Source organism: Ancylobacter amanitiformis (genome assembly GCF_030814815.1).
In the GTDB taxonomy this organism is placed as follows: Bacteria; Pseudomonadota; Alphaproteobacteria; order Rhizobiales; family Xanthobacteraceae; genus Ancylobacter; species Ancylobacter amanitiformis.
Genome location: NZ_JAUSVR010000007.1, coordinates 187208 through 201486 on the forward strand (window position 1 = coordinate 187208; position 14279 = coordinate 201486).

General features: G+C 66.6%; 10 protein-coding genes. 3 read left to right on the forward strand and 7 right to left on the reverse strand.

What is annotated here, in order from left to right; genetic code table 11:
* The 3 genes from QOZ99_RS12760 to QOZ99_RS12770 form a co-directional block, all read right to left on the reverse strand.
* Positions 1-2508, reverse strand: a complete 2508-nt coding sequence (locus tag QOZ99_RS12760; protein ID WP_306890359.1) for a lysozyme family protein — start codon at positions 2506-2508, stop codon at positions 1-3.
* 682 nt (positions 2509-3190) lie between these two features.
* On the reverse strand, positions 3191-3394 hold the full coding sequence (locus tag QOZ99_RS12765; RefSeq protein ID WP_306890360.1) for a hypothetical protein: 204 nt from the start codon (positions 3392-3394) through the stop codon (positions 3191-3193).
* Positions 3395-3760: 366 nt separating this feature from the next.
* Entirely contained in the window at positions 3761-5215 is a 1455-nt protein-coding gene (locus tag QOZ99_RS12770; protein WP_306890361.1) for a glycosyltransferase, read from the reverse strand.
* Positions 5216-5436: 221 nt separating this feature from the next.
* On the opposite strand from QOZ99_RS12770, the gene QOZ99_RS12775 reads away from it, so the two are divergent.
* The 3 genes from QOZ99_RS12775 to QOZ99_RS12785 all read left to right on the forward strand — a co-directional run bounded on the left by QOZ99_RS12775 (position 5437) and on the right by QOZ99_RS12785 (position 8694).
* Positions 5437-6273, forward strand: a complete 837-nt coding sequence (locus QOZ99_RS12775) for a transporter substrate-binding domain-containing protein (RefSeq protein WP_370876848.1) — start codon at positions 5437-5439, stop codon at positions 6271-6273.
* A gap of 89 nt (positions 6274-6362) precedes the next feature.
* Entirely contained in the window at positions 6363-8021 is a 1659-nt protein-coding gene (locus QOZ99_RS12780; RefSeq protein WP_306890363.1) for a lysine--tRNA ligase, read from the forward strand.
* Positions 8022-8151: 130 nt separating this feature from the next.
* Complete coding sequence (locus QOZ99_RS12785; RefSeq protein ID WP_306890364.1) at positions 8152-8694, forward strand: hypothetical protein; 543 nt, start codon at positions 8152-8154, stop codon at positions 8692-8694.
* 335 nt (positions 8695-9029) lie between these two features.
* On the opposite strand, the gene QOZ99_RS12790 is transcribed toward QOZ99_RS12785, so the two are convergent.
* From QOZ99_RS12790 to gyrB, 4 genes are all read right to left on the reverse strand, one after another.
* Positions 9030-10724 (reverse strand): thiamine pyrophosphate-binding protein, encoded by a 1695-nt coding sequence (locus QOZ99_RS12790; RefSeq protein ID WP_306890365.1) that lies wholly within the window; start codon positions 10722-10724, stop codon positions 9030-9032.
* Positions 10725-10818: 94 nt separating this feature from the next.
* Positions 10819-11301, reverse strand: coding sequence for a DUF6644 family protein (locus QOZ99_RS12795; protein WP_306890367.1), 483 nt, complete (start codon positions 11299-11301; stop codon positions 10819-10821).
* A gap of 9 nt (positions 11302-11310) precedes the next feature.
* Positions 11311-11700, reverse strand: coding sequence for a DUF6152 family protein (locus tag QOZ99_RS12800; RefSeq protein WP_306890368.1), 390 nt, complete (start codon positions 11698-11700; stop codon positions 11311-11313).
* Between the two features lie 109 nt (positions 11701-11809).
* Positions 11810-14248: a DNA topoisomerase (ATP-hydrolyzing) subunit B gene (gene gyrB, locus QOZ99_RS12805; protein ID WP_306890369.1), complete on the reverse strand. Its 2439-nt coding sequence runs from the start codon at positions 14246-14248 to the stop codon at positions 11810-11812.
* Positions 14249-14279: the final 31 nt, after the last annotated feature.

A 14279-nucleotide genomic window follows, 5' to 3' on the forward strand; every position in this document is an offset into this window, starting at 1 on the left:
TTAGTCGGACGAGGCGACCTTGGTGGCGCTCAGGGCGTCCTTGACCTTCTTGGTCTTTGCACCGAGACGCTGATTGTAGGTTGCGGTGCCATCTGCACGCGGCAGGGAGGCCCATTCGGCGGACAGTCCAGCCATGAACTGCTCGTCGGACATCGTGCCAGCCTGCCACTGGTCGAGACCCCGGCCCTTCAGGAGCTGGAGGGCAAGCTGGTCTTGAAGCTCTGGCGTGAACTTGGTGTCGTCACTCAGGCCCATCCGCTGCTTCAGACTGCGCAAGGTGGTGCGGATGATCTGGTAGCGACCGACTGCCGAGCTGTTCATGGAGTTGCCGGGATGCGCCAGCATCTTGCCTTGAAGCTGGTCGATCTCCCCGAGGGTCATCCCCGTGAGGTTGACGGGTCCCCCGGTGAAGGCGCCATAGCTCAGGGTCTCGTTATATCCGGCCCCCTTGTCGGTGCCTTCCGCCCCGCCAATGAGGCTAAGCAGTGGCGCCACGGGTACGTTTGAGGCGGCGAGCTGCGTGGCCTTGGGTTGGTCCTTGAACAGCCCGACCAGCTTGGTGCGGACCTCGGGTGTGATATCGCTGCGCTTCTCCAGTGGCGGCGTTGCGGTGCCCTGCCCGGCCGGCGGCGTGGTGTTCTCCACCGGGATGTTGGCCTTCTGCTGCTGCTGCCAGATGAGCTGATGGGCGTACTCGGGGGTCCACCCCTTGCGCTTCGCCAGCGTCTCCACGGCCTGGCGCTGGTCCGGGCTCAGGGAGTCGAGTCCGGGAGCCTTAGCCTGCGGCTGTGTTGGTGTGGGAGCGGCCGGGGCTGGCGCCTGTGGGGCTCCCTGTGGCGCTGCGGGGGTGCTTGGGGTGGCGGACGTGCTGCCGCCTCCGGTGATGAAGTTGCGGAGCCACGGAAGCACACCCTGCTCCCGCTGCGGCTTCTGGGGGGCCGGGCCGGGCTGGTCCTCCGGCATGGGGTCTGGCTGTGCGGGGACACCGTTGGGATAATAGGTGCCGGCTCCAGCATCCCCAGGCCCGATGCGGGACATGATGATATCGCCGGCCTTCTTCGCGGCCTCCTCCTTCTCCATGATGGACGCCTTGGGGTTCTTGGCGGACCAGTCCAACATCATGGATCGGTAAGAGAACAGGGCCTCGATACCCTGCTGGCTGACAGTTCCCACCTTGGCGAGATAGTCGGTGATGTCAGACTCCGCCGTCCTGGTCTTGATGATGTTCTCATAGTTCTTGAAGGTGGCCCCGGTGAAGACGCCACCATTACCATAGGCGTCTTGCACGGACTTGGAGCGATCCATGAGGGTGGAGTAGGTGCTGGCCTTACGGATGATACCGGCATCAAGTGCCCGCTGGATGACCCCGGTATCTCCAGCATCCACTGAGGCGTAGACGTGCAAGAGGGCCGACTGGTCTTCCTGCTCGTTGTTGTTCTCGAAGGTCTGCTTGATCTGGGCCAGCTTGTAGCGTGCCTCTCCGTCGCGCCGGGTCAGCTCCTTGATGGCGGACTCTGGCACATCCTGACCCGATGCCAGCGCCGACACGGCCTGACCCATGAGGACGTTGTGGGCCTCCTTGTCCTTGCGCTCCTGTAGCACGGCCTCCTTGGTGGCGGTTGTGGCGAGGCGGGACTGGATGTTCTCCTTGGCGCGGCGCTGGGCCTCGGCTATGGCCGGATCATAGGACATCGGCTTGTCCTTGCCGGGGAGCGTCCTGTCGAGCACCGTGAGCACATCCACATCGTTGGACTGCTCGGCCTGCTCGATGGCGGCTCTGGCGAACTCGGTGTCCAGACTCTCGGCCAGCATGCCGGACTTGATGCCGTCCTCACGGATACGCAGATAGTTGTTCCACAGGGAGGAGTAGTCCGTGCCACCGGACGCATTGTTGGCATCGACGTTCTTCCGAGCGGCATCCGTGACGAGTGCCCCCACGTTGGACGTGGCGCCGGCCTTGAGGCGGGCATCACGCTCCTTGTTGAAGGTGTCGTACCCGTTGACGGTGATGCGCTCCAGCGATGGGGCGAGGCCGGCGAGGACATCCGGGTCCTGCTCATTGCCGACGTTGGACGCCATCCACTTGGAGTGCCACGCGGCATAGGCGTTGGGGTCTCCGCCGTTCCGCCCCTCCCACTGCTGATAGTCAATGGAATACTGGTCGGCCAGCTTGAGCCCGGCGATCTGTCCCTGCTGCCCCTTGTACGCCTTGACGTAGAACGGATTGGCGGTCGCGGGGATGAGACCTTGGCGGGTGGCCTCTGCATATCCGGCCTGATTGTTCCGGTAGAAGTCCGCGATGGCCTTCCCCTCCTGCGCCGCCCGGTCCTCTGCCTTGCGCTTGTCCATGAAGCCCGTGAGGCCACTGTCGAAAGCCGCGAGGCCGTCCGCTAGGTCATGCAGGGAGGAGCGCGGAGGATCGGGCGGGCGGACGTAGGTGTTCACCGGGGCAGCTACGCCGGAGATACGATCAGGGGAGGAGATGGCGGGGACCTGAGGACGGGTCATTGTGTCTGTCCTATGTCGAGGAGGGAGGGCACCCACCGCCGTCCGCTTGAAGCACAGACCCACGCGGCATCGAGCCCGGCACCAAGAAGGGACCGGGGGCGGGGCGTCACGGATGAGGGGGGCGAGGTGAAGCGGCGACGGGATCGGCTCGAAGCGGCCGATAGGGCCGGCCGGTCCGGCAGGCGATGAGCTTATCAGAAGGGAGGATAACCGCCGGGTAGCGGCAAGAAACGCTTACGGGTCATGGCCTCACGCTGGCGGCTCGGGGCCGTGGCGAGGGGCACGTCTTATCAGGAGGAGACCTAACCAGCGACGCTACGTCTTATCGAGAGGACGCCTAACTGGTGTGCGGCACCAATAAGAACCAAAAGATCAAGGACTTAGAGCATGTGGCGCGAGCCTTGGCGGGGTGCTGTTCCGCCATGCCTTTATCAGGAGGAGACCTAACCGGCGACGCTACGTCTTATCAAGAGGGAGGATAACTGATTACATTATGGGAGTATTCAGGCAAAAAAGTATTCTGAAACAAGCACTTGCTCTAGCATGTGGTCGACCCCGCTCACCATCATCAGGATCGGCCCCACACCTTAAGTCCGTCCGGGGCCGTATCCGCCATGTGATCGCCCCCAAGTTCGCCGCTAGGTGGCAATGTGAGCCCAGCGAACTCAGGGCCAATTCTGCATCAATCCTCGCCCACCATGTTGTCGTCCTCCGGTGAGACACCATCAGGCATCCAAGGCCTCAGGCTCTTTCCATCTCGCCAGTCCTTCAAGAACTCCGGCACTTCGTAGGGCTCCAAGTGGTCGAGCGCGAAGGCAATGGCTTGGGCGTCGGTGGTGGGCAGGGTGGTGGGGGACGAGACGTTCGTGAAGGCACTGAGAGTCATGGCGTGTTCCTGCGGTGGGTGGGTAGGGAAGTCCGTGATGATGTCGGCGGGCGAAACACTAGGGTTTGCCGGGTGCACACTCGATCCATTCGGCGCGAGGAGGTCCAACGACGTTGCACATCTGCATCCGGCCCGTGAGTCGGTCGACTTTGATGAGCCCGCTTCGGGTGCTCGGGTAGTAGCTGAACCGGAGCTGCGCGAGGGCGGGGAGCATCCACACAACGAGGGCGACACCGAGAAGGGCATAAGGCCAGCGGCCGAGACGTTCGTGAAGGGTTTCAATCATGGGTCTCCCGCGACGTTGACGAGTGCTCAGGTTTTACGGTACGGTTTAGCTCAAGTGCCGCGCCGAAAAGCTCAATGTTTTCAATGCTGCGAGCCGCGAGGGATGGTCTGCATCCAGCCCTTGTACCAGCGGGTGCGCTGGCGCAGCCACGCGTGAAAGCGGCGCGGCGCCTCCTCGCCGGTGGTGGAATCGATCACTGCCGCCTTCCAGCCGTGCCGGACCAGCCGGACGCCGAGATCGGCATCCTCGGTCACGTTGTAGGGGTCCCAGCCGCCAATCTCCTCCAGCACCTCGCGGCGGAAATGGTTTGAGGTTCCCCCAAGCGGAAAGGGCAGGCGGCAGCCGCCAAGCAGCGGCAGCAGCACGTCGAAATGGCCGGCATATTCGGCGGCGAACTGCCGGGTGATCCAGCTGTCGGCCACATTGTCGATGGCGATCCGCGCCTGAACGCAGCCGATCTTCGCCCCGCCCCGGCTGGCGAACAGCGCGCAGACCCGGCGCAGCTGGTCGGGATCGGGAATGTCCTCGGCGTCAAAAATGCCCACGATGCTGCCGCGGGCGAAGGGCAGGGCGGCGTTGAGCGCCTTTGGCTTGGTGCGTGGTCCCGCGCCGGGCGCGATCAGCACCTCGAAGCCGGGCCGGTTCGCATGGTCCGCAAGGGCGGCTGCGGTCTGTGGGTCGTCGGCTTCGATGACGAGGAGAATCTGGAGTTTCTCGGGGGGATAGTCGATCGCCCGAAGCGCCGCGACGAGCTGGGGCACGATGCGGGCCTCGCGGTACAGCGGCACGATCAGGGAATAAACCGGCAGCCGCCGGTCGTCGCGCATCGGTGGCGGGCCGGTCTGCATCGCGCTCCCGGCGCAGGCGGCGAGGCGCAGTGTGCTCCAGCCCAGCAGCATGAGCGCGGTGACGCTGGTCAGCGCCAGCGCCAGCGGGCCGGGGAGAAGGCGAAGCAGCAGCGGGGCGAGAGCCAGCAGGCCGGCCAGAACCAGGAAAAGCCCGCGCGTCGCCCCGAGCGTGCCCGCACTCAGGCGGGGCTGGTCGCGCTTGAGCCCGAATGCCGCCTGCTCGGCGAGCGTGGCGGCGAAGCGCCGGCGCACCAGGGCGGCCAGCCGCTCGGGCGTGGACAGCAGCAGCGCCGAGCGCAGCTCCGGCCGGCTCGCCAGCCGGGCCGCCAGTTCGCGCAGCCGCGTGCCGCGCGCGGCCACCACCAGCCGGCCATCGGGCAGGCGCATCAGGCCTGAATGCAGCAGCGCGACGAGATCGGCATAGGCGGGGCGAGAGGTGCTGCGCGCCGGCTCCTCGCCTGCGAGCGGGGCAAAGTCGAGGCCGAGCACGCGCGCGCTTGCCTCGCCGAGCGCATCCGCCTCCGCGGCGCCGGCGGCCAGCAGAACCTCGTCGGCTCCCACGCCGGTGAGGAGGGCACGCTCGGTGGCGAAAGCGATGTCGCCGGCGTCGAGCCGGGCGACCATGCCGATGATTTCGATCGGCGGGGCCGCAGGCTCGCTGGCCGCGGCGGGCAGCTGTCGTCTCATTGCCGCCCCCGTCCAAAGCCATCAGCGAACCCTCGCCTCGCCGGCGGCGCCGCGCTAGAAGAGGGCGCGCGCCGTCCGGCGGTGGCAGGTTCGAGGCCAGTTTGAGATATTCCGCTTATCTTCGTCGAGTCCTTCGAAAGGCGCGCATCGTTTCGGCGGCGCGGGCCGTTCATGCGGCGGGAATCGCTCGCCAGACACTCGTGGCGTGCCTGCTCGCCACGATGCTCGCCTCGTTTGCTCCCGGCGGCGTGCCGCAGGCGCAGACGGCCGGCCCCGCCGGCCCCGCCTCCAGCGTTGCCGTGCCCGGCTTCTGGGACCCGAAGCGCCGGCCCGAGCGGCCGGACGTCACCCGGCTGCCGATGCAGATCCGCTTCGTCACCACCGATGACTACCCCCCCTTCAGCTTCCGTGACGAGGGCGGCAGGCCGGCCGGCTTCAATGTGGACATCGCCCGCGCCATCTGCACCGAGCTGGCCATCACCTGCACGCTGGAGATCATGCCGTTCGACGCGCTGGTCGCCGCGCTTGATGAGGGCAAGGCCGATGCCGCCATTGCCGGCATCGCCATCACCCCCTTGAGCCGGCAGGCGGTGGAGTTCACCGATCGCTATTTCCGCTCGCCGGCGCGCTTCGTCACCCGCCGTGGCGGCACGGTCGCGGCGGTCACGCCCGATGCCATCGCCTCCCGCAAGGTCGGCGTGGTCGGAGGCACGGCGCATGAGGCCTATCTGCGCAGCTTCTTCGCCGAGGCCGACATCCGCTCCTTCCCCAGCCCCGAGGCCGCCCGCGAGGCCCTGCAGAAGGGCGAGGTGGACCTCGTGTTCGGCGACGGGGTGCAACTGGCGCTCTGGCTCAACGGCACCGCCTCTGCCGGCTGCTGCGCCTTTGTCGGCGGGCCCTTCACCGAGAGCCTGTTCTTCGGCGAGGGCATGGGCATCGCCGTCAAGCAGGGCAATGACGCGCTGCGCCAGTCGCTGAATTACGCGCTCGCCCAGATCTGGGAGGAAGGCGTCTATACCGACCTGTATCTGCGCTGGTTTCCCATCAGCGTTTATTGACGCGGGCTCCCGCACTACCTAGAGCATGCGGCGGTGCGCCTTGAGGGCGCCTTGTCGCGTTTGTATCGCTGAGCCCAGGAGGGCAGACCATGACGGCGACCGCTCCGGTCGAGGATTTTGCAGCCGAACTGCGCACGCTGGCCGAGAATGCCGGCGCCTGGCCGTTCGAGGAAGCCCGCAAGATCATCGAGCGCCTGAAGCGGAAACCGAAGGACGAGGTGCTGTTCGAGACCGGCTACGGTCCCTCGGGCCTGCCCCATATCGGCACGTTCGGCGAAGTGGCGCGCACCACCATGGTGCGCCACGCTTTCCATGTGCTCACCGAGGGCAAGATCCCGACGCGCCTGCTGTGCTTTTCCGACGACATGGACGGCATGCGCAAGATCCCGGAAAACGTGCCGGATCCCGCCGCGCTGAAGCCGTACCTGCAGATGCCGCTGACCAAGGTGCCGAACCCGTTCGGCGGCGGCTATGCGAGCTTCGGCGATCATAACAACGCGATGCTGCGGCGCTTCCTCGACACGTTCGGCTTCGATTACGAGTTCGCCAGCGCGACCGAGTACTACGCCTCCGGCAAGCTCGACGCGGTGCTGCTCAAGGCAGCCGAGACGTATGACGCCATCATGGACGTGATGCTGCCGACGCTCGGCGAGGAGCGGCAGGCGACCTATTCGCCCTTCCTGCCGATCTCGCCGGTCTCGGGCCGCGTGCTCTACGTGCCGCTGAAGGCGGTGGACGCCAAGGCCGGCACCGTCACCTTCACCGACGAGGACGGGGAGGACAAGACCGTGCCCGTCACCGGCGGCAAGGTGAAGCTGCAGTGGAAGCCGGATTTCGGCGCCCGCTGGGCGGCGCTCGACGTCGATTTCGAGATGTTCGGCAAGGACCACCAGACCAACGCGCCGATCTATGACGCGATCTGCGACATTCTCGGCGGCGTGGCGCCCGAGCACTTCGTCTATGAGCTGTTCCTCGACGAGAACGGCCAGAAGATTTCGAAGTCCAAGGGCAATGGCATCACTATTGACGACTGGCTGACCTATGCCAGCCCGGAGAGCCTGGCGCTGTACATGTTCCAGTCGCCGCGCTCGGCCAAGAAGCTGCATTTCGACGTGATCCCGAAGGCGGTGGACGAGTATTTCAACTTCCTCGCCCGCTACCCCTCGCAGGATCTGAAGAACCGCCTGGGCAACCCGGTCTGGCACATCCACGCCGGAAATCCCCCGGTCGAGGAACTGCCGCTGACCTTCGGCCTCATGCTCAAGCTCGCCTCCGCCTCCAATGCCGAGGACAAGGCCGTGCTGTGGCGCTTCATCGAGCGCTACGCGCCCGGCACGTCGCCGGAGACGCACCCCACGCTCGACCAGCTGGCGGGCTATGCCGTCCGCTACTTCGTCGACCGGGTGAAGCCGCGCCGCGTCTATCGCCTGCCGGACGCGGTGGAGGCCCAGGCGCTCGCGGCGCTCGATGCCGCGCTGGCGGGGCTGGACGGCTCCGATCGCGACGCGATCCAGAACGCGGTGCTGGATGTCGGCCGCGCCGAGCCGCGCTACCAGGACCACAAGCGCAAGAGCCCCAGCGGCGGCCCCGGCGTGACATTCGCCTGGTTCAGCGCGCTCTACGAATTGCTGCTGGGCGAGAAGGAGGGGCCGCGCTTCGGCTCCTTCGTCGCGGCCTATGGCATCCCGGAGACGCGCGCGCTCATCGCCCGCGCGCTGGCCGGCGAACTGGCACAGGGCGCCGCCTGAGCTTCGAACGGCGGCCGGGAACCCTCGGGCAGGGTTCCCGGTCTGCCGAGGCGCGATAGGCGGACAGGGCCGGCCGGGACGCGCGCGGTGAAACGCGCGTTCGCCGGACGGCTCTCGGAGGGAGCGGCACATGCCCAAACGGGAAAAGGGGCGGATCGACCTGAGGGTGGACGATCCGCAGCAACTGCTCGACATGCTCGATCCGTTCCCGTTCCGCGAGCGCGGGCTGGACGGCGATGTCGACGAGTATATCTGCGATCACGCCGGCGATCTGCCGCCCGAGACGCATCTGGCCATTGCCATCCACCTGCCGCAAGCGCAGGCGGCGGGCGCGCTGGCGCAGAGCCTGCCGGACATCGCCCATCGTCATTTCGAGCGGCAGTCCGAGCGGCGTTCGTCCGAGTTGACCAAGCTGTTCACGCTCGGTCGCAAGATGCTGGTCATCGGCCTGATCGTGCTCGGCCTGTGCCTGGTGGTGGGCCAATCGCTGGTCGGCCTGTTCCCCAATTCGCGCCTTGCCGAAGTGGTGATGGAGGGTCTCATCATCCTCGGCTGGGTCGCCAACTGGCGGCCGATGGAGATCTTCCTGTTCGAATGGTGGCCGCTGGTGCAGGAGCGCCGGCTCTACCGCCGCCTCGCCCATGCCCCGGTCCGTGTGGTGGCGCAGGAATAGTTAAGTTTCAGAATTCGTCAGACAGGCGTCTCGAAGAGCCCCCTGCAAGAGGGGCATCTAAAAATGTCGTACTTTGATGTATCTCCTGCTAGAGATCCTATCAGTTCGACGTCAATTTCTTTGTCAATATAGCAAGCATAGCATTTCGGAAGAACGCTATTATTCGATAGAGGCTTATACGAATTTGCACGCAGGATGGCGAGTTCCCCGCGAGTAGCGGCATGCAGCTTCGCTTGCTCAATCAAATAGTGTTCACACTTCATATCTTCGACTCCATCGTTTGAAATCGAAGATATGCAGTTTCTCGAACAAATCAAGAACGGCATGTCAGGTCGTCACTGGCCGGCTGCCTTGGCGGCCAGCGCCTTTTCCCGGATCGTTGAGAGGCTCGCGACCGGCGTGATCGCCTCCGGGTCGAGCTTCACATGCACGATCGAAGGCTTTCCCGAGGCGAAGGCGGCATCGATCGCCGGGGCGAATTCCGCATCCGTCTCCACCGTGATGCCGAAGCCGCCAAAGGCGCGGGCATAGGCGGCGAAATCGGGGTTCTTCAGCGTGGTGGCATAGACGCGCGCGGGGAATTCGCGCTCCTGATGCATGCGGATGGTGCCGTACATGCCATTGTCGATCAGCACCACCACGATCGGGATGTCGTATTGCACGGCGGTGGCGAATTCCTGCCCCGTCATCAGGAAATCGCCGTCGCCCGCCACCGCGACCACGGTCCGCTTCGGGTTGGCGCGCTTGGCGGCGATGGCCGCGGGCACGCCATAGCCCATCGAGCCGGAGGTCGGGGCGAGCTGGCTGCCGAAGCTGCGGAAGCGGTGGAAGCGGTGCACCCAGGTGGCGAAATTGCCCGCCCCGTTGCAGATGATGGAATCCGCCGGCAGGGCGCGCAGATAGCGCACCAATGTGGCCATCTGCACCGCGCCGGGATTGGCCGGGGGCTCCTCGGTCCAGGCGAGATAATCGGCCCGCGCCTCCTCCCGCCAGCCGCTCCACGCAATCGCGGTCGGTGGCTGCACGCCTTCCAGCGCCGCGGCGAAGGCGGCGGACGAGGCGTTGATGGCGAGCAGGGGCTGGTAGACGCGGCCGAGTTCGTCCGGGTCGGCATGCACATGCACCAGCTTCACGCCGGGATCGGGTATGCCGAACAGGCTGTAGCCCTGCGAGGGCACCTCGCCCAGCCGCCCGCCGGCGACGATGACGAGGTCCGCCCCCTTCAGCCGGGCCACCAGCTTGGGGTTGATGCCCAGCCCGACATCGCCGGCATAGCTCGGGTGATCGGCGGGAAACAGCATCTGCCGGCGGAACGAAGCGGCCACCGGCAGGTCGAACCGCTCGGCGAAGCGCACCACGCTCGCCACCGCCTTCGGGTTCCAGCGCGCGCCGCCAAGGATCAGGATCGGCTTGGCGGCCGCCCAGAGCAGCTTCTGCAGCCGCATCATGTCGGTTTGGCCCGGCCAGGTCTCGGCGGGCTCGACGGCGGGAGCATCGGCCACGCTGGCCATCTCGCTCAGCGTGTCCTCGGGCAGCGCGATCACCACGGGGCCGGGCCGGCCCTGCGTGGCGACACGGAAGGCGCGGGCGATGATCTCGGGGATGCGCGCGGCCTCGTCGATCTCCACCGCCCATTTCGCCAGCGTGCCGAACACGGCGCGGTAATCCACCTCCTGAAACGCCTCGCGCCCGCGCATGGAGCGCGAGATCTGGCCGACGAACAGGATCATCGGCGTGGAATCCTGCTGCGCGACATGCACGCCCGCGCTCGCATTGGTCACGCCCGGCCCGCGCGTGACAAAGCAGATGCCAGGTTTGCCGGTGAGCTTGCCCGCCGCCTCCGCCATCATCGCCGCGCCGCTCTCCTGTCGGCAGACGACGAAATCGACCTTGGTGTCGACCAAGGCGTCGAGCACGTCGAGATAGCTCTCGCCCGGCACGCCGAAGGCCCGGGTGACGCCGTTGGCGAGAAGAGCGTCCACCAGGATGCGGGCGCCGGTGCGGGGGGAGGGGGAAAGGGGTTGGATCATGAGCGTCACGCGGCAGGAACACGGGGAGAGGCCGGCAGTCTAGTTCCCGGCAGCAGCCAAGGCGAGGGGGCCTTTGACGGATTTCGTGCCGCCCTCAGGCAAAGCCGATCCAGCGCCCGGCGATGACGACGCCGACCCACAGCAGCGCCGAGGCGGCGGCCGAGAGCTTCACGCCGGCGGAAGCGAGGTCGGTCGCCAGCGCCCGGCGATAGGCCGGATTGGCGTGCTGGACGGCGATATTGGCCAGCGCCAGCGCGATGAGCGCCAGCTTCCAGCCGAAAGCCGGGTTGGCGAGATATTCCGCCGGGCGCACGGTGAACAGCCACGCGCCCGCCAGCACGGCAAGGCCAAGCCCAAAGGCCGCGACATGCGAGAGCAGCGGCGCGAGGGCGCTGAGCGGCAGATGGCGCCACGCGCCCATGAGGCGCAGATCGAGGATGACGATCGGGCCGACCAGCAGCGCGATGCCGATGATATGCACGGCATTCACCACGAGATAGGCGACCCACGAGGCGCGCAGCCACTGCGCGCCGGGCCAGACGCCGAGCGCGGTTGCCAGTTCCGTCAGCGTCTCCACGGGCGCGGGTCAGTTGGTGCCGATCCGCTCCGGATACATGTCGTAATTCTTGCCGGCGATGGTGATGCGCACCGCCTTCATATGCGCCTTGGCGGAATCGAGGTTGCGGTTGCCGAGCACGGTGATGGCGTCGCCCGGCTTGGCGGTGTTGCCGGTGAAGCCGGAATCGGCGGTCTGCCGCGGATTGCCGAGATCGACCTGCCACAGCGTGCCGTCCGCCGCGGTGACATGCAGCGTCGGGTGCGGCGGCGCCATGGAGATGGTCTTGATCGTGCCCTGCAGCGTCATCTTCTCGCTGTTCGCCCAGGACCAGCCGTGATGGGCAAGGGCGGGCGCGTTAGCAGCGAGCAGGGCGGCGAGGCCGATCGTGCCGATGAAGGGTCGAATGGCGAAGCACATGGGAGCCTCCTGTCGTCAGGGAAGTTCCCACACTATGGCGCCCGCAGGCGACAGGGCGAGCCGTCCCCGCGTCACATCTTCGGCAGCGGGGCCGGAGATATGACAGCGGTTACACGTCGACGCTGGCGCGCAGGGCGTTGTCCTGGATGAAGACGCGGCGCGGCTCCACCACGTCGCCCATCAGGCGGCTGAACAGGTCGTCGGCGTCGAGCTGCTCCTTCACGCTCACCTGCAGCAGCGAGCGCGCATTGACATCGAGCGTGGTCTCCCACAGCTGCTCGGCGTTCATCTCGCCCAGGCCTTTGTAGCGCTGCAGCGAAATGCCCTTGCGCCCGGCATCGGTGACGACGTCGAACAGGTCCATCGGGCCGAAGACCACCGTTTCCGCGCCCTTGCGGCGCAGCGTGGCAGGCTCGGCATGCACTTCCTGCAGCTCAGCGGCGAGGCTGTCGAGCCGGCGCGCCTCGGCCGAGCCGACGAAGGTGGCGTCCAGCACGGCCACTTCCTTCACGCCGCGCACGGTGCGCGTGAACTTGAAGCCGGCCCCGTCCGCCTCGCCGAGCCAGCCGCGCTCGGTCTCCTCGGCGATGAGGTCGAGGCGCGAGGCCACCACGGCCGCGATGGCGGCGGCGCGCTCCTCGTCCACCAGAAGGCCCGGCGAGAGGGCGCCGGCGATCGCGGCCTGTTCTACCACCGCGCGGTTGTAGCGCGGGTGCAGTCCGTTCATCACATGGCGGAAGGTGCGGGTGTTCTCCAGCACGTGGTGCAGGTCGGCGCCCGCGCGCACCTCGCCCGAGGCCAGGATCAGCGAGGCCTCTTCCAGCCCCTGGTTGATGAGGTAGTCCTCCAGCGAGCGCTCATCCTTGAGGTATTGCTCGGACTTGCCGCGCGAGACCTTATAGAGCGGGGGCTGGGCGATGTAGATGTGGCCGCGATCCAGCAGTTCCGGCATCTGGCGGAAGAAGAAGGTCAGGAGCAGGGTGCGGATATGCGAGCCGTCGACATCCGCGTCGGTCATGATGATGATCTTGTGGTAGCGCAGCTTGGCGACGTTGAAGTCGTCGCGGCCGATGCCGGTGCCGAGCGCGGTGATCAGCGTGCCGATCATCTCGGAAGACAGCATCTTGTCGAAGCGCGCGCGCTCCACGTTGAGGATCTTGCCGCGCAGCGGCAGGATCGCCTGGAAGGCGCGGTTGCGCCCCATCTTGGCGGAGCCGCCGGCCGAGTCGCCCTCGACGATGAACAGTTCGGACTTGGCGGGGTCGCGCTCCTGGCAGTCGGCGAGCTTGCCGGGCAGCGAGGCGACGTCGAGCGGGTTCTTGCGGCGGGTGAGTTCGCGCGCCTTGCGGGCCGCCTCACGCGCCGCGGCGGCTTCCACCACCTTGGTGATGAGCGCCTTGCCCTCGGTCGGGTGCTCCTCCAGCCAGGAGCCGAGCGCCTCGTTCACCAGCGCCTCGACGACCGGGCGCACCTCGGAGGAGACCAGCTTGTCCTTGGTCTGCGAGGAGAATTTCGGGTCCGGCACCTTCACCGAGAGCACGGCGGTGAGGCCCTCGCGGCAATCCTCGCCGGTGGGCTCCACCTTTTCCTTCTTGGCGATGCCGGTGCGCTCGGAATAGCCGATCATCTGGCGCGTCAGCGCGGCGGCAAAGCCCGTGAAATGGGTGCCGCGGTCGCGCTGCGGGATGTTGTTGGTGAAGCACAGCACGTTCTCGTGGTAGCTGTCGTTCCACGAGAGAGCGCATTCCACCAGGATGCCGTCGCGTTCGGCGCGAATGACGATGGGCTTGGGCAGCAAGGCCTGCTTGGAGCGGTCGAGATACTGCACGAAGGCTTCGACGCCGCCCTCATACATCATCTCCTCGCGCTTCACCTCGGCACTGCGGGCGTCGGTGAGCACGATGCGCACGCCGGAATTGAGGAAGGCGAGCTCGCGCAGCCGGTGTTCCAGCGTCGCGTAGTCGAAGGCGATATGGGTGAACGTGTTCGGGCTCGGCACGAACGTGACCATGGTGCCGCGCCGGCCCGCCGGCGCCGGGCCCTTCACGGCCAGCGCCCCCTCGGCATTGCCGTCGCGGAAGCGCATATGGTGCTCCAGCCCGTTGCGCCAGATGGTCAGGTCGAGCGTGGTCGAGAGCGCGTTCACCACCGAGACGCCGACGCCGTGCAGTCCGCCGGAGACCTTGTAGGAATTCTGGTTGAATTTGCCGCCGGCATGCAGCTGGGTCATGATGACCTCGGCTGCCGACACGCCTTCCTCGGAATGGATGTCGGTGGGAATGCCGCGGCCATTGTCGGTCACCGTGACCGAGCCCTCGGCATTGAGCGTGACGGTGACCTCGTCGGCATAGCCGGCCAGCGCCTCGTCGATGGCATTGTCCACCACCTCGTAGACCATGTGGTGCAGGCCCGAGCCGTCATCGGTATCGCCGATATACATGCCCGGCCGCTTGCGCACGGCATCGAGTCCGCGCAGCACCTGGATCGACTGCGCGCCGTAATCATCCCCGTTGGAGACAGGGGTCGGGGCGTTGTCGGGTTCGGCCATGGGGTCCAGCTCTGCGAATCGTTTGAATTGA

What these genes read in the sequence shown, in the direction of transcription:
- QOZ99_RS12800 (WP_306890368.1), bottom strand. Translation starts at nt 11,700, where the DNA reads ATGTGCTTCGCCATTCGACCCTTCATCGGCACGATCGGCCTCGCCGCC.
- QOZ99_RS12765 (WP_306890360.1), bottom strand. Translation starts at nt 3,394, where the DNA reads ATGACTCTCAGTGCCTTCACGAACGTCTCGTCCCCCACCACCCTGCCC.
- QOZ99_RS12790 (WP_306890365.1), bottom strand. Translation starts at nt 10,724, where the DNA reads ATGATCCAACCCCTTTCCCCCTCCCCCCGCACCGGCGCCCGCATCCTG.
- QOZ99_RS12785 (WP_306890364.1), top strand. Translation starts at nt 8,152, where the DNA reads ATGCCCAAACGGGAAAAGGGGCGGATCGACCTGAGGGTGGACGATCCG.
- gyrB (WP_306890369.1), bottom strand. Translation starts at nt 14,248, where the DNA reads ATGGCCGAACCCGACAACGCCCCGACCCCTGTCTCCAACGGGGATGAT.
- QOZ99_RS12770 (WP_306890361.1), bottom strand. Translation starts at nt 5,215, where the DNA reads ATGAGACGACAGCTGCCCGCCGCGGCCAGCGAGCCTGCGGCCCCGCCG.
- QOZ99_RS12775 (WP_370876848.1), top strand. Translation starts at nt 5,437, where the DNA reads ATGCTCGCCTCGTTTGCTCCCGGCGGCGTGCCGCAGGCGCAGACGGCC.
- QOZ99_RS12780 (WP_306890363.1), top strand. Translation starts at nt 6,363, where the DNA reads ATGACGGCGACCGCTCCGGTCGAGGATTTTGCAGCCGAACTGCGCACG.
- QOZ99_RS12760 (WP_306890359.1), bottom strand. Translation starts at nt 2,508, where the DNA reads ATGACCCGTCCTCAGGTCCCCGCCATCTCCTCCCCTGATCGTATCTCC.